The organism is Staphylococcus sp. EG-SA-10 (assembly GCF_017151945.1).
Taxonomy (GTDB): domain Bacteria; phylum Bacillota; class Bacilli; order Staphylococcales; family Staphylococcaceae; genus Staphylococcus; species Staphylococcus aureus.
On sequence record NZ_JACVZJ010000008.1, the window covers coordinates 98222 to 114827 of the forward strand.

14 protein-coding genes are annotated in these 16606 nt (G+C 32.5%); 2 read left to right on the forward strand and 12 right to left on the reverse strand.

The features are described 5' to 3' along the window. Window positions 1-150 precede the first annotated feature (150 nt). Genes pknB through IDG45_RS08335 form a run of 6 tightly spaced genes read right to left on the reverse strand, consistent with a single transcriptional unit; the run spans window position 151 to window position 6709 of the window. Window positions 151-2145: a serine/threonine protein kinase Stk1 gene (gene pknB / locus IDG45_RS08310; RefSeq protein ID WP_000579550.1), complete on the reverse strand. Its 1995-nt coding sequence runs from the start codon at window positions 2143-2145 to the stop codon at window positions 151-153. After that, window positions 2142-2885: a protein-serine/threonine phosphatase Stp1 gene (locus IDG45_RS08315; protein WP_000888486.1), complete on the reverse strand. Its 744-nt coding sequence runs from the start codon at window positions 2883-2885 to the stop codon at window positions 2142-2144. Before IDG45_RS08315 ends, pknB begins: the two co-directional genes overlap by 4 nt. Window positions 2886-2891: 6 nt before the next feature. Then, window positions 2892-3986 carry a dual-specificity RNA methyltransferase RlmN gene (gene rlmN / locus IDG45_RS08320; protein ID WP_000626897.1) on the reverse strand — a complete coding sequence of 365 codons (1095 nt, stop codon included), beginning with the start codon at window positions 3984-3986 and terminating at the stop codon, window positions 2892-2894. Window positions 3987-3988: 2 nt separating this feature from the next. Continuing rightward, window positions 3989-5296 carry a 16S rRNA (cytosine(967)-C(5))-methyltransferase RsmB gene (gene rsmB / locus IDG45_RS08325; RefSeq protein WP_000572247.1) on the reverse strand — a complete coding sequence of 436 codons (1308 nt, stop codon included), beginning with the start codon at window positions 5294-5296 and terminating at the stop codon, window positions 3989-3991. Further along, on the reverse strand, window positions 5293-6228 hold the full coding sequence (gene fmt, locus IDG45_RS08330; protein WP_000161280.1) for a methionyl-tRNA formyltransferase: 936 nt from the start codon (window positions 6226-6228) through the stop codon (window positions 5293-5295). The genes rsmB and fmt overlap by 4 nt, the downstream gene beginning before the upstream one ends. Further along, a complete protein-coding gene (locus IDG45_RS08335; RefSeq protein WP_000985287.1) occupies window positions 6221-6709 on the reverse strand; it encodes a peptide deformylase in 489 nt (162 codons plus the stop codon). The genes fmt and IDG45_RS08335 overlap by 8 nt, the downstream gene beginning before the upstream one ends. Before the next feature lie 298 nt (window positions 6710-7007). Here IDG45_RS08335 and IDG45_RS08340 point away from each other — a divergent pair, with 298 nt between their 5' ends. Beyond that, window positions 7008-7211: a TM2 domain-containing protein gene (locus tag IDG45_RS08340; RefSeq protein ID WP_001198024.1), complete on the forward strand. Its 204-nt coding sequence runs from the start codon at window positions 7008-7010 to the stop codon at window positions 7209-7211. A 137-nt stretch (window positions 7212-7348) separates the two neighbouring features. Here IDG45_RS08340 and IDG45_RS08345 read toward each other — a convergent pair whose 3' ends face one another. The 5 genes from IDG45_RS08345 to gmk form a co-directional block, all read right to left on the reverse strand. Continuing rightward, complete coding sequence (locus IDG45_RS08345; protein WP_000751709.1) at window positions 7349-8320, reverse strand: hypothetical protein; 972 nt, start codon at window positions 8318-8320, stop codon at window positions 7349-7351. 505 nt (window positions 8321-8825) lie between these two features. Then, window positions 8826-11234 (reverse strand): primosomal protein N', encoded by a 2409-nt coding sequence (gene priA / locus IDG45_RS08350; RefSeq protein WP_054193834.1) that lies wholly within the window; start codon window positions 11232-11234, stop codon window positions 8826-8828. Continuing rightward, the gene (coaBC, locus tag IDG45_RS08355) at window positions 11234-12433 is read right to left on the reverse strand and encodes a bifunctional phosphopantothenoylcysteine decarboxylase/phosphopantothenate--cysteine ligase CoaBC (RefSeq protein ID WP_000722167.1); all 1200 of its coding nucleotides are present in this window, start codon (window positions 12431-12433) and stop codon (window positions 11234-11236) included. The genes priA and coaBC overlap by 1 nt, the downstream gene beginning before the upstream one ends. 215 nt (window positions 12434-12648) lie before the next feature. Continuing rightward, window positions 12649-12867, reverse strand: coding sequence for a DNA-directed RNA polymerase subunit omega (gene rpoZ, locus IDG45_RS08360; protein WP_000933956.1), 219 nt, complete (start codon window positions 12865-12867; stop codon window positions 12649-12651). Beyond that, window positions 12867-13490: a guanylate kinase gene (gmk, locus tag IDG45_RS08365; protein ID WP_000368225.1), complete on the reverse strand. Its 624-nt coding sequence runs from the start codon at window positions 13488-13490 to the stop codon at window positions 12867-12869. Before gmk ends, rpoZ begins: the two co-directional genes overlap by 1 nt. A 274-nt stretch (window positions 13491-13764) precedes the next feature. Between gmk and IDG45_RS08370 the strand changes: the two genes are divergently transcribed. Then, window positions 13765-15462: an Rqc2 family fibronectin-binding protein gene (locus IDG45_RS08370; protein ID WP_111063847.1), complete on the forward strand. Its 1698-nt coding sequence runs from the start codon at window positions 13765-13767 to the stop codon at window positions 15460-15462. 262 nt (window positions 15463-15724) lie between these two features. Here the strand turns inward: IDG45_RS08370 and IDG45_RS08375 are convergent, their stop codons facing one another. Continuing rightward, entirely contained in the window at window positions 15725-16126 is a 402-nt protein-coding gene (locus IDG45_RS08375) for a VOC family protein (RefSeq protein WP_000354184.1), read from the reverse strand. Window positions 16127-16606: the final 480 nt, after the last annotated feature.

Below are 16606 nucleotides of genomic sequence, written 5' to 3' on the forward strand. Positions count from 1 at the left end.
ATGATATAAATATTGCGGGAGTGAAACAGAATTTATAGACAATGCTCACCTGTATATGATGACATGAAGCATTTTAAAACTACCGCAATCTCAATATAAAAATACCGAGACTTCTAAATAGAAACCTCGGTACATTTACTTCAATTATATTTAAATATCATCATAGCTGACTTCTTTTTCAGCTACAGTTTTACCGTCTACTTTAACAATATAACTTGCTGTTTTTCCTTTTTCAATTCTTAAAGGAATGTCTATACGTTGATCACTAGTAATGTCGAAACTACCTTTTTCAGTTGAACCGTCATTATCTTTATCTTTAATATAAACTTTAACTTTTTGTGATTTATCATTTTTACCAGTGTATGGTACATCTACCGATTCAGTTGTCGTTTTGACATCTGATGAGTCGCTTTTTTTACCTTTAGAAACAACAAATGAAATCGTTGACCCCTCATCTACTGATTTCCCTTTAGGAGATTGAGAAATTACATCACCCTCATCAATATCGTCACTATACTCTTCTTTACTTTCAACTTTAAATCCTTTTTCTTCTAAGGCTTTTTTAGCTTTGCTAAAGGATTTATGTTCAAAGTCTTCTACATAAACTTGCTTAATGCCTAAAGATTCATATAGTTTAATATTAGAATCATGAATAGCGATTTCAGTATTTGCCGTTACACTTTGATTTGCAATGTATCCTTTTGGCGCTTGATTATTATATACTTTTTCAATCTTAACATCTTTAAGACCTAACGATTTTAATTTCTGCAAGGCTTGCTCCTTAGGTAAACCAATGACATTTGGCATTTTAACCTTTTCAGGGCCTTTTGATATAACAACATCAACACTGTCACCACGTTCAACACGTTCACCTGTATTAGGAGTTGTCTTAATAATTTCATTTTCAGGATATTTATCACTATAACTTCTAGAAATTTTACCTAATTTCAGATTGTTTTTATTGAATATTTGCTCTGCTTCTTTTACAGATTTCCCGATTACATCAGGTGTCTCTTCGTATTTATTACCAAACATTGCCATTGCCACAAAAGAAACAAGTGCAATCATTAACAACGAAAAGATTAGTGATAAGAGCACAATCTTTCGTGTTGATTTCTTTTTAGGTTTTGCTTCATACAACATACCTTCTGGCTTTTGGAACTGCTGATGATGAGCAGGCCCATTTACAATAGGTACTTGCGTCGTTTCACGTTTAGGTTGATTCGACTTATGTTCACTAATATGCTTTGCTAGATCTTCTTTTTTCAAAGGTACCGCTATCGTTTTCATTTTATCGAGTTCATAGACATCTTCATTCGCTCGATTTTCATGTAAAACACTACTCAAATCATCTTTCATTTCTTGAATTGTTTTGTAACGATTCGCTTTGTCTTTTTCTGTAGCGCGTAAAATGACGTTACTTAAAGATTGCGGAATATCCTTACGTACATCTGTTGTCACATTTGGCACAGAATCCTGAATATGTTTAATCGCAATGCTAACTGCAGTTTCTCCATTAAATGGTGGTTCACCAACAAGCATTTCATATAACACAATACCTATAGAATAAATATCTGTACATTCATCCGTTGCCTCACCTTTTGCTTGTTCTGGTGAAAAGTACTGCACAGTACCTAACACATGATTAGTCTGAGTTAAAGACGTCTCACTTAAAGCTTTAGCAATTCCAAAATCAAATATTTTCAACGTTTTATTGCTGTCAATTAATATATTTTGTGGCTTAATATCTCTATGTACAATACGCATATCATGTGCATGTTTAATGCCATCCAATATTTGATTCGTAAAATTAATCGCCGTGTCAACACTTAATGGCCCATGACTTTCTATATACTCAGACAAAGTCGGACCTTCAATATATTCCATTACTAAGTAGTAACAGTCATCTTCTTCATCAACATCGATCATACTTACTATATTTTGATGTGATAGCTGTGATGAGTTATGTACTTCTCGTTCAAAACGTTTTAATGTTTCTTCTTTTTCTCTAGGTGGTATAAAAATCGCCTTAATTGCAACTTTAATGTTAAGTATCGTATCTTCTGCAAGATAAACGGTACTCATGCCACCGCCGCCAAGCTTATCTACAATTTTATATCGTTCATTTATTATTTTACCTATCATACTTTATCACCTTCAATAGCCGCGAGTATGAAAGTAACGTTATCTTTCGAATGGTTATCTAATGCCAATTGCATTAATTGATCACCATGATCTTCTATTGTACCTTCTTTTACTAACAAACGCTTAATTTCATTGTCTTTAACATAATCAGTTAATCCATCTGAATTTAATAATAAATAATCATAAAAATTTAATCGCTTAATAAACAAATCTGGACTCACACGTTTATCTGTGCCCATCACCTTCGTAATAATATTACGTTGTGGATGTGTAAATGCTTCTTCCGGCGTAATTTGACCCGTTAAAACAAGATGATTAACAAATGAGTGATCACTAGTAATTTGTTCAATTTGTCGACTATTAATAACATAGGCTCTAGAATCACCGACATTTGCTATCACAACTGATTTTTCAAAAACAAGTGCACAAACACATGTTGTACCCATACCTTTATATTCTGCATTTTCTTGTGCATAGTGATATAACTGAAAATTTATATCTTTTATATTATTACGCAACCAATTTTCAGCTTGATGTTCTTCTATAAGATTTTCCGCTTCAAAACGGGATTTCAACTCATCTGTAACAAATTTACTTGCAACTTCTCCTGCTTTATGGCCGCCCATACCATCACACAGAACTAAAAGTTGTTGATTAGTTTGATTATAAAAAATACCACCCGCATCTTCATTCTTATCTCTATGTTGTCCAGTATCAGTAAAAAATTGTGCCTCTAGCATTTGTCTTTACCTCGTTTCTACTTGTCGTTCCTTTGCTCTTAATTGACCACAAGCTGCGTCAATATCTGAACCTTGTTCACGACGTATTGTGGCATTAATTCCTAGTCTCTTTAATTCTTTTTCAAATTTAAAGATATCATTTTTAGCCGTTTTTACATAATTTCTTTCTGGAACATGGTTGACAGGAATTAAGTTAACATGGCAGTTTAAGCCTTTTATTAAATGTGCTAATTCTCTTGCATGTTCTAGTTGGTCATTCACACCACCAAACAGACCATATTCAAAAGTAACACGACGATTTGTTTTTTCTTGATAATATTGAATTGCTTCGATTAACTTCTCAACATTATATGCACGGTTAATTGGCATCAAGCGTGATCGCACTTCATCTTTTGCGGCGTGTAAGCTTACAGCAAAATTAATTTGGATATCTTCATCCGCAAAGTCATATATTCTAGGAATGATACCTGATGTTGATACTGTAATGTGACGTGCACCAATATTTAAACTGTTATCATCATTGACGATTCTTAAAAAGTCCATCATTTCATCATAATTTTCAAATGGTTCACCGATACCCATTATGACAATTTGAGATACGCGCTCTTCTGTAGCATCAAGGGCTTTTTGAACTGTTAAAACTTGTGAAACAATTTCGCCAGCTTCAAGGTTTCTTTTTAAGCCGCCAAGTGTAGAAGCACAAAACGTACATCCGATACGACAACCTACTTGTGTCGTTACACATACTGAATTTCCATAATCATGTCTCATTAAAACAGTTTCAATTGTATAGCCATCTTGTAATTCAAATAAGAATTTAATTGTACCGTCTTTACTTTCTTGTTTTACTACAGTTGTTAAAGTTGTAACAGTAAAGTTATCTTTTAAAAGCTGTCGTAAGTCTTTCGATAAGTTCGTCATTTCATCAATCGAATCTACTCTTTTTTGATATAACCATTCAAAAATCTGTTTCGCTCGAAATTTTTGTTGACCTTGTTCAACGAGCCAGTTTTGCATTTCGTCAAATCGCAATGAATATATTGATTGCTTGTCAAAATTTGGAAGAAATTTATTCTTCTTTTTCTTTTCAGCAGTTATCATTCCTAATTGTCCTTTCTTTTTATCTTAGTGATAAAGAATCCATCTGAATTAAAGTCTTGCGGCATGATTTGTAACGTTTTGACCAACTCTCCAGTTATCGGATGTTGAAACGGTTCAAATTCGAAGTTTTTATTATTTTTCAAAAACGTATAAATCACGTTTTCATTTTCTAGTTGCTCTATTGTACATGTTGAATAGACGATTTCGCCACCTATTTTTACATTGTTTTTTACATTTTCCAATATTTCAAGCTGTAAATCAACTAGTGACTCAATATGTTGTTTGCTTTGAGTATATTTAATCTCAGGCTTATGTCTCATAACACCTAATCCGCTACATGGTGCATCAACAAGTATCTTATCGTATGTTTTATCATAAGGTTTTGTCGCATCATGTTGAAAAGCTTTAATATTTGTTAATCGTAATTTTTTTATATTAAAATTAATTAAGTCTATTTTGTGATCATGTATATCTGAAGCGTCAACTTGCCCTTCTGGCATTAAAACTTCAGCAATGTGACAAGCCTTACCGCCAGGTGCACTACATGCATCTAATACGTGATCATGTCGGTCTACATTCATAATGTGTGCAACAAACATTGAGCTTTTATCTTGAATTGAAACGAATCCATCTTTAAATGAACGAGAATGAATAATTGGTTGTCCTCCTATATGGAGACAATAAGGTAAGTCATGATCTTTTTCAACGTCATAACCTTCGTCTTGCAACTTTTCAATAATATCATCTAATGATGCTCGCGTCAGGTTGGCACGCACAGATGTTGATGTCGTTTCTAAAAATGACTGTAAAATTGTTTCAGTTTCTTCGAGACCATAATGTGTTGCCCAATGATCTATAATCCACTTCGGCATACTATACTCGATTGCCATTCTTTTTTTAGGATCTGCAATTTCATTAAAATCAGGTAAGTCACTACGCATCATTGTTCGTAAAATGCCATTTACGACATTTCCGTTGTGATAGCCACCGCGTTCTTTTGCTATTTCAACTGCTTCATTAATGATGGCGTGATTTGGAACTTTATCTAAATAAACATATTGATAAATACTCATCCATAATAATTGCCTAACCCATGCCTTAATCTTTGTTTTCACAAAAGGCTTTAAATAAAAATCTAACGTATATTTTCTTTTAACGGTTCCGTAGACAATTTCTGTAAATAAAGCTTTATCCATTACATTTAATTCATTTTCTGACAACACTTCATTGATACGCAAGTTACTATACGCACCTTCATTTAATATATCTTGAATCGTGTCAAAAGCAAGACTTCTCACGTTTTCTATCATATAAGTTTCTTCCCTACTAGTGTGTTTTGCGCACCACTTAAATAATTGGCAGCTAACATTCTCTTTTTCCCAGCCAATTGCATATCTTTAATTGCAACAGCTTCATTATCATTTGTAGCAACAATAATGGCTTTTTTAGTCGTTTCTATAATTGTTCCAGGCTCGTTTATCTTATTAGTCTCAACGAGTTCAGCATCGTATATTTTCAAGTTAGTGTCATCCATAGTTGTATAAGCAACTGGCCATGGTGATAATCCTCGAATTTGATTAAACACTTGTCTTCCTGGTTTATTCCAGCTAATTCGCTCATCTTCGCGTCGAATATTGGAAGCAAATGTTGCTTGCGTATCATCTTGAGGTACACTTTCATTTGTGCCCTCTATAATAGATGGTAAAGTTTCTTTTAATAAATCTGCCCCTAATACACTTAATTTATCATGCATCGTACCGACATTATCATTTTCTTCTATTTTAATTGCTTGTTGCGAAATAATATTACCCGCATCTAATTTTTTAACCATATACATAATTGTTATGCCGGTTTCTTGTTCACCATCGATAATTGCCTGATGAATTGGTGCACCACCTCTATACTTCGGTAACAATGATGCATGTACATTAATTGCGCCAAATTTTGGTAATGCCAACAATGATTCAGGTAATAATTGTCCAAAAGCAGCAGTTACAATTAAATCTACATCTAATTGAAGCAATTGTTCTAATTCTTCTGATCCACTTAATTTTTCAGGCTGATATACAGGTAAATCATATTTCATTGCAACTTTTTTAACTGGTGGTGGTGTCATAACACGTTTACGTCCAACAGGTCGATCTGGTTGCGTTACGACTGCAATGACATCATGTTCTGCAATAAGCATTTCTAAAACAGTTGTTGAAAAGTCTGGTGTACCCATAAATATTATTTTAGTCATTTATAAAATATGCCTCCACTTCTTTATCTGTTAAAATACGGTCCGCACGTTCTGTAAAAGGGATACCGTTCATTTGATCTATAATATGCAAAATCATTCTTGCTACATCTTCATGTGCAGTTAGTTCAACTTTGTTCCCATTGACGTCATAACTTTCGACAACGATCATTTTACTTCTTGTCACTTCGCCGTAAACATCTGGCAATGTAATTGAACCTTCTAAGTCTGTTATTGTTTCATTTGATTGACTTATAATTTTCGGATTAACAAGTTGTAATAATCCTTCCATTTCCATATCAATGATTGCCACTTGCAATGACTGATTAATTTGAGGTGCACATAAGCCAGCAGCTTCTTGTGCATACATTGTATCTTCTAAATCTTGTAATAATCTTTTTAACGAATCATCAAATTTTATAACTGCTTGCGCTTTTTTCGTTAAAATAGGATGCGATGCTGGTACTAACTTTTTAATCGCCATAGCTCTTACTCCTCAATAAAATTCATCAAACCATTATAACGTAAATATATTAAAAATGCGACCTTACATCATAGAATGTATATTTTTCAATTTAAAGATTGTCATGTGATTCATTACGTATATTTCACACGTAAAATAATACAATGCAACTGAAGTGTAATCCTAAATTTATTGTAAGGATTGAATAACTGAAATTTAGATGATTGGGAATGCTTAAACTAGAATGTTTGAACTAAAAGTGGGTATAATAAAAAGAGAAGCTAATGTCATTATAAGCAATTCAACTGGAGGGAAAGAAATGCAAGTAAACAAAGTTATTTATATTTTATTAGCATTGTTCTTAGGTAGTTTTGGTATTCATAAATTTTATGCCGGCAAAAATATGCAAGGTATTCTACACTTAATATTCTGTTGGACAGGTATCCCACACATTTTAGCAATTATTAGTGCAGTGATTACTGTTTTCAAACCTGCTGATGAACAAGGTAATGTCACTTTATAAATGGATAAAAATAAATCCCGATGACAATCATTTATTAATTGCGAATCATAGAGTTATAGTTATTACGAACTCTATATGATAAGCAGCAATGCTGATTGTTTATCGGGATTATTATTGCGATTATTTAATGTAGTACACTATTTATCAAGGTCCAATGAACGACTCGCTAATTTCTCTTTCATTTCTTTTGAAAGATTATTTAAAACAGAGTAATGCGCGTTCCCAAAATCTCTAGATGCATTTAAGTATGGCAAGGCAACTAATCCAATTATATGCGGATCTGGATGCTCTTTATCATGGTATAGCTGTGGTGAAACAGTTAAATAAGCTAGTTGTGGCATATCAACTTGTTCTTTCTCTGGATTAGTATCTTTATGATTCCCTCCCTTTGTTACGAAAGATACACTTGTAACTGGGACGCTTGATATTTCCATTTGAGCAACACTATATGGTACTGGTTTAGGATCTTTCAGATTAGAGAACATACTTAAATCATCAAGTTCTTCAACTTTATCTAGATTTACCGCATTCTTATTTGAATATGAATATGATCCAGGTTCAACTGATGCATAAATCAACTTTCCATCTTTATATTTCGTTAAAATTTCAGCATAAAAAACAGGTGTGTCTGAACCACCAATTTTTTTACCACTTTTATCTACATACCAATAGTTAACTTGTTTCAAACCATCATAAGTAGTAACTTCTTTACGTTTTACACCTTTTTTATTTTTAAAAAACTTATCAACATCTTCCATTGAAGCACCTTTAGACTCTTTTGTAAAATTATAATCTGCTAACTTCACTTGATTCATTAAAGACTTATAATCTTTCCACCCTTGCATACCTGTGCTATTCATAAATGTCTTTTCGGTTATAAATGGTTCTATCTTTTCTAAAACAGGTACTGCTTTAACTTTCGCTATTTTTTCCTTATTTTTTTTATAGTGTGCAACTTTTGGATCTTTCTCTTCTTCCGATTCTTTTTTTACAGTTTCTTGTTTTGATTCTTCTGATTTCTTTGATGATAATTTATGATTCCCACCAAAAGAACAACCTGCTACGACTAAAAGCATAATTAAAAGTAAACATCCCAGTGTCTTTTTCATAAACTTTCTCCTCTTAAGTTATTTTGTTTGAATCAAATAAACATACATAAATTTAAAAAACTTATTTATATTGATATTTTACATTAACCATCAATATTTTTAAATACTTTAATTGATAATTTAAGAAAATTGTTTTGTCTAATAATTTAAGTGGTTAAAACATAGATAGATATAAAATAGTTTATGGCCATTAATTTATAAGTTTGAAAATTGCACTATATCAATTTGCCATTTAAAAATAGTTTGCTTAATCATTAGTACTTTTGTTTATCATTAAGTATGGCACTTACATTAAAATCAGAATTCGTAAATGGAAATACTAATAAATTCCTAATCAAATCAAAATCACGTAATTTATAAAGCCATATAAAAAGACAGAATATAAACTGCTAATTTAAATGGTTAACAGTTGTATATTCTGCCCTTTTTCTGCCCTTAAAGTAAATATTCAAAGACTGGTTCAAATACTCGTACATACTGAACTTGTTTCTAATAATTAGTAATGTTACATCATCATCTGTGGATCAACATCAATCTTCAATGCTAATTTTTCTTTTATAAATTTTTCATGGTAATAGTCATCTAAAAATTGAATGGCTTGTAATAATCCAGGTTCACTTTTATATTTCACTAAAATTTGGAATCTAAATTCATTGTTGATTCTCGCAAGTGCTGCCGGAGATGGACCTAGTACAAGCGCTTTTTCTGTTAAATGCTGTAATAAAATTTTATGAACATGCTGTGATGCTTCCATAACCTTCTTCATTTCTTTATGTGAGATTGTGAAATTAATCAAATAATAATACGGTGGATACTTTCCTAATTTACGATATTCCATTTCCTGACGATAAAATGTTAAATAATCATTTTTTTGAACATCCAATATTGAATAATGATCTGGATTATACGTTTGAATGATGACTTGACCTGCCTTTTCATGACGACCAGCTCTACCAGCCACTTGCGTTAATAGTTGATAAGTACGTTCGCTCGCCCGAAAATCAGGTAAATTTAACATTGTATCTGCATTCAGCACACCAACTAAAGTAATGTTTGGATAATCTAATCCTTTCGCAATCATCTGAGTACCTAGTAAAATGTCACCGTTACCTTTTTCGAATTCAGTCAATAACTTTTCATGTGCACCTTTCTTTGAGGTTGTATCTACATCCATCCTAATTATGCGCGCATCTTCAAATTCTTGTTGCAATAGTTCTTCAACTTTCTGAGTACCAGTACCTACTTGTCGAATGTGTTCACTCTCACAATTTGGACATTGATTCGGCGGCGTCTCTTGGTAACCACAATAGTGACATTTTAATAAGTCTGTCGTTTTATGATACGTTAATGAAATATCACAGTTTGGACATTGCGGTACATATCCACAATCTCGACATAACATAAATGATGCATAACCACGTCGATTTAAAAATAAAACAACTTGTTCCTGTCGATCTAATCTTAATTGTATGGCTTCACGTAAATCTTTTGAAAACATTGACCGATTACCTTTACTCAATTCTTCACGCATGTCTACTATATCAATTTCAGGTAAAGCTTGTTGGTTCACTCTGTTTGGTAATGATAGCAAATGATAAACGCCTTTTTCAGCTCGTGCATAACTTTCAAGACATGGTGTTGCACTTCCTAAAATGACTGGGCAGTGATGATATTCACTTCGCCATTGGGCAATTTCTCTAGCGTGATATCTCGGATAATCTTCTTGCTTATATGTAGATTCATGTTCTTCATCAATGATGATTAACCCTAAATTTTTGAAAGGTGCGAACACACTTGACCTTGCACCAACACTTACTCTCGCACGACCATCCCTAATTTTTTGCCACTCATCATAACGTTCCCCATTAGATAAGCCAGAATGTAATACAGCAACGTCATCACCAAATCGACGTTTGAAGCGTAAAACCATTTGCGGTGTTAGAGCGATTTCAGGAACTAACATCATCGCCTGTTTTCCTTGACTTAAAACATCTTCTATCGTTTGTAAATATACTTCTGTTTTACCTGATCCCGTCACACCATGAAGTAAAAATGTTTCTTGCTCTTGGCTTACAATTTTAGCTTTAATCGCTTCATATGCTTTATATTGGTCTTCTGTTAATTGCTGTTTTGATTCTTGTTCGAAAACACGATCTTTAAATGGGTTTCTTTCAACAATCGCGTCATATTTTTCAACATAACCTTTTTTGATAAGTCCATCTAAACTGGATTTTGAAAAGCCCATATCCTCAATATCAGTTAAAAATATTGTTTTATGTTGTTCTTCAGACAAGTAAGCATACAAATCGTATTGTTTAATAACTTTCTCCAACTTAGCTAATACTTCATCAGGATGATACCCTTCAATGACACGAACAGCACGCTTGGTTTTTTTAGTTATATTTTGTGTGAGAATCGTTTTTTCTTCAACGATATCATCTTTTAACAACTTCATAAGCAATTGAATATCATTATTTTTTTGCGCATCTTTATAATAATAGTAACCATGCTTATCAAATTTTTGTAATAAAGCTGAAGGTACCTCTATGTCATCTTTCATCTTAAATGCTTTTTTATACTTCGCTTTAATAGCACTCGGAAGCATCACTTCTAGCATAGAAATACGTTTAATGACATGAGTTGAACCCATCCACTCACTTAAAGCTATTAATTCTGATGTTAATTCTGGTTGTATATCTTTCACTTCTATGATTTTTTTTAACTTCGAAACGTCAAGTTGTGCATCAGGTTCTGATGTTACTTCCATTACATAACCTTGAATCGTTCTTGGTCCAAAAGGTACAATCACACGCACACCAGGTTGGATGACAGATTCGAGTTGTTCGGGAATTATATAATCAAATTTATAGTCAACGCTCTTCGACGCGACATCGACTATGACTTTCGCTATCATTATTGCCACCTAGTTTCTAGTTCATCTAAAATTTGTGCAGCTAATACTACTTTTTTTCCTTTCTTGATATTTACTTTTTCATTATTTTTAAAATGCATTGTCAATTCATTATCATCAGAACTAAATCCGATAGACATATCCCCAACATTATTTGAAATAATCACATCTGCATTTTTCTTGCGTAATTTTTGTTGTGCATAATTTTCAATATCTTCAGTTTCTGCTGCAAAGCCTATTAAATACTGTGATGTTTTATGTTCACCTAAATATTTAAGAATGTCTTTAGTACGTTTAAAAGATACTGACAAATCACCATCCTGCTTTTTCATTTTATGTTCTAATACATCAACCGGTGTATAGTCAGATACTGCTGCTGCTTTTACAACAATATCTTGTTCATCAAATCGGCTAGTCACTTGTTCAAACATTTCTTCAGCACTTTGAACATGAATAACTTCAATATCTTTTGGATCCTCTAGTGTTGTAGGACCAGTAACTAATGTCACGATAGCTCCGCGATTTCGCAATGCTTCAGCTATTGCATAACCCATTTTTCCAGAAGAACGATTGGATACAAATCTGACTGGATCGATAACTTCAATAGTTGGTCCGGCTGTAACCAATGCGCGTTTATCTTGAAATGAACTATTAGCTAAACGATTACTATTTTGAAAATGAGCATCAATAACAGAAACGATTTGAAGCGGTTCTTCCATACGTCCTTTAGCAACATAACCACATGCTAGAAATCCGCTTCCTGGTTCGATAAAATGATACCCATCTTCTTTTAAAATATTAATATTTTGCTGCGTACGCTTATTTTCATACATATGCACATTCATGGCAGGCGCAATAAATTTGGGTGTCTCTGTTGCTAGCAACGTTGATGTCACCAAATCATCAGCAATTCCTACACTCAATTTTGCAATTGTATTTGCCGTTGCAGGTGCAACAATGATTGCATCTGCCCAATCACCTAATGCAATATGCTGTATTTCTGAAGGATTTTCTTCTATAAAAGTATCTGTATAAACAGCATTTCGACTTATTGCTTGAAATGCTAATGGTGTCACAAATTTTTGCGCGTGATTCGTTAACATAACGCGAACTTCATACCCAGATTGTGTTAACTTACTTGTCAAATCAATCGCTTTATATGCCGCAATGCCACCTGTAACGGCTAACAATATTTTCTTCATATTCAATCTCCCTTAAATATCACTATGACATTTACGCTTTACATCATCATATGCGCACAAATGCTCATTACTTTTTTATAGATACAAATTTAGTATTATTATAACATCAATCATTGGATAAACTAAAAAAACACACCTTCATAGGTGCGTTTGATTTGGATATGCCTTGACGTATTTGATGTACGTCTTGCTTCACATATTTTTAATGGTCGAAACTATTCTTTACCATAATAATCGCTTGAAATAACAGGGCGAATTTTACCGTCAGCAATTTCTTCTAACGCTCTACCAACTGGTTTAAATGAATGATATTCACTTAATAATTCAGTTTCAGGTTGTTCATCAATTTCACGCGCTCTTTTCGCTGCAGTTGTTGCAATTAAATACTTTGATTTAATTTGTGACGTTAATTGGTTTAATGGTGGATTTAACATTATTTTTTAGCCTCCAAAATCATTTTTCTATACTTAGCTTCTACGCGCTCTCTTTTTAAGTGCTCAGCTTCTACAATACATTGAATTCTATTCTTCGCAAGTTCTACTTCATCATTAACTACAACGTAATCGTATAAATTCATCATTTCGACTTCTTTACGTGCTTCGTTAATACGACTTTGTATTTTCTCATCAGATTCTGTTCCTCTACCTACTAATCGCTCTCTCAAGTGATCTAAACTTGGAGGTGCTAAGAAAATAAATAACGCATCTGGAAATTTCTTTCTAACTTGCTTTGCACCTTCTACTTCAATTTCTAAAAATACATCATGACCTTCGTCCATTGTATCTTTAACATATTGAACTGGTGTACCATAATAGTTGCCTACATATTCAGCATATTCTATAAATTGGTCATCTTTAATTAAAGCTTCAAACGCATCCCTAGTTTTAAAAAAGTAATCTACGCCATCAACTTCACCTTCACGCATTTGACGTGTTGTCATTGAAATAGAATACTTATATGATGTACTTGGATCTTCAAATATTCGTTTTCTAACAGTACCTTTACCTACTCCAGATGGTCCTGATAAAACGATTAACAATCCTTTTTCATTATCCATGCCTTACGACCTCTCTAAGCTAATCTTCTATTATTTAAATATGATATCACATTGTTCTTTATATTGTATAGCATATTTGAAATTGCATGCCATAATTTCTATTAGGTCTAACAATATCGTTATATTGCACGATTAATTTTAATTAAATAAATTGAATTGCGAACTTTTAGATAATGTAAAATGTGTGGCATAATGTATGATTCAATAACTATACCGAAAAGTTACAATCATGTTAAAATGAAACGAATGATATGAAGAAGGTGGAAGATAAATTATGGCTTATGATGGCTTATTTACAAAGAAAATGGTTGAGTCTCTACAATTTTTAACAACAGGACGCGTTCACAAAATCAATCAACCTGATAATGACACGATACTAATGGTTGTACGTCAAAATAGACAAAACCATCAATTGTTATTGTCAATCCATCCAAACTTTTCAAGATTACAATTGACTACAAAAAAATATGATAATCCATTTAATCCACCCATGTTTGCGCGTGTTTTTAGAAAACACTTAGAAGGTGGTATTATCGAATCGATTAAGCAAATTGGTAATGATCGTCGTATTGAAATCGATATAAAGAGTAAAGATGAAATTGGCGATACTATTTACCGCACTGTCATCCTTGAGATTATGGGTAAACATAGTAACTTAATTTTAGTAGATGAAAATCGTAAAATAATTGAAGGATTTAAACACTTAACACCAAATACGAATCACTATCGAACAGTAATGCCAGGATTTAATTATGAAGCACCACCTACTCAGCACAAAATGAATCCGTATGATATTACAGGTGCAGAGGTGTTGAAATATATCGATTTTAACGCAGGTAATATTGCTAAACAATTATTGAATCAGTTTGAAGGATTTAGCCCTTTAATTACGAATGAAATCGTTAATCGTCGTCAATTTATGACTTCATCAACATTACCAGAAGCATTCGATGAAGTAATGGCAGAAACCAAGTTACCACCTACTCCTATTTTTCATAAAAATCATGAAACAGGTAAAGAGGATTTCTATTTTATAAAGTTAAATCAATTTAATGATGATACAGTTACGTACGATTCATTAAATGATTTACTTGATCGTTTTTATGATGCACGTGGCGAACGTGAACGCGTTAAACAACGTGCGAATGATTTAGTTCGATTTGTTCAACAGCAGTTGCACAAATATCAAAATAAATTAGCAAAGTTGATTGAAGAATATGAGCAGTCTAAAAATAAAGATAATGAACAGTTATATGGTGAATTGATCACTGCTAATATATATCGAATTAAGCAAGGTGATAAAGAAGTGACAGCATTGAATTATTATACGAATGAAGAAGTTGTCATTCCTTTAAATCCTACAAAATCCCCATCAGCAAATGCTCAATATTATTATAAACAATATAATCGTATGAAAACGAGAGAACGTGAATTACAACATCAAATTCAATTGACGAAAGACAATATAGGTTATTTTTCAACAATCGAACAACAATTACATCATATTTCTGTCCATGACATTGATGAAATTAGAGATGAATTAGCAGAACAAGGCTTTATGAAACAGCGTAAAAATCAAACTAAGAAAAAGAAAGAGCAGATTCAATTACAACATTATGTATCAACTGATGGCGACGATATATATGTTGGCAAGAATAACAAGCAAAATGATTATTTAACAAATAAAAAAGCTAAAAAAACTCACACATGGTTACACACAAAAGATATTCCTGGTTCACATGTTGTTATATTTAATGATGCACCAAGTGATATGACAATCAAGGAAGCGGCTATGTTAGCAGGATATTTTTCAAAAGCTGGTAATTCTGGACAAATACCTGTTGATTACACGTTAATTAAAAATGTGCACAAACCATCAGGTGCAAAGCCTGGGTTTGTAACATATGACAATCAAAAAACTTTGTATGCTACACCTGATTATGAACATATTCAAAAAATGAAACAATCATAATCAAGTTGTCGACAAATAAACACCTCACCATAAGAAAGGACTACTTTCTTTTGCGAGGTGTTTATTTTTAATTTAATGCGTTCATTGAAACGAAGTATCGTGTTTTTTAATAACGCATCATCATTTAAGTTACAAATTATCTTTGTGATTTTAAAAATGAGTGAAACTAAAATGATAATGTGTACTTAAAATAGGAATACATAGGTAAAAGGCATGCATAAGAAAAAGTGTTTCTTTATCATTCAACGCTGTACGAATCCTTTTACTCAGGTAATGCTAATTGAAAACTTACTCCAAACTTATCTTGTACCCAAGCAAACTCTCTGTATGGTGGCATATTCGTTTTTGGCATTAAAATGGCACCTTCATCTTTTAATCCATTAAATAGTCGTTCCATTTCAATAGTATCTTTTACTGTAACAAATAATGAAATCGCAGGATTCATTGGTAATTCTGTGCCACTATTAGCATCAATCGCCATGAATACTTGTCCATTTAATGTAAATATTGAGTGTTGTACAGTCCCAGGATCACCAGGTCCATTTTCACCATACTTAGCCATTGTTATAATCTCACTATCTTCAAATAAGCTTGTGTATAGTTTAACAGCTTCTTCAGCTTGGTTATTAAACATTAAAAATGTCGTGATTTTTGGAATATCCATGCTATGCCTCCTATAGATTGAACTTCTATAACTACTATTATCTTAACATAATTAAAATGACAAAAGCGCGTCGTACCGTTATGTGCACGAATGACAAACGTCTTATTGGCCTGTTGATTAAATCACATAGTTAACGATAAAAAATTACGCAAGATTAAAAATATGATACATATGTTAATAAATGATACTTATCATAGGTATTAATGTTTTGACTTATTGTCAAATTTGATTACAATTAAAATTAAGTTAAAGGAGGGACGTTATGTTACATTATGTGATTCCAGTATTAGTCCTATTACTCGTATTCTTAATTGGTTGGATTTTAATAAAGTTAATTATCCGCTAATTTTTTAGGTTCTCCACCAAATGTGGTGGGTATATAATTTAAAGAACTATTTTAAATTACAACTTTTAGAGTTTTTATTATTAGGCGGCCAGTCCATTATTGGGCTTGGTTGTCTTCTTTTTTTCTCCTTTGTA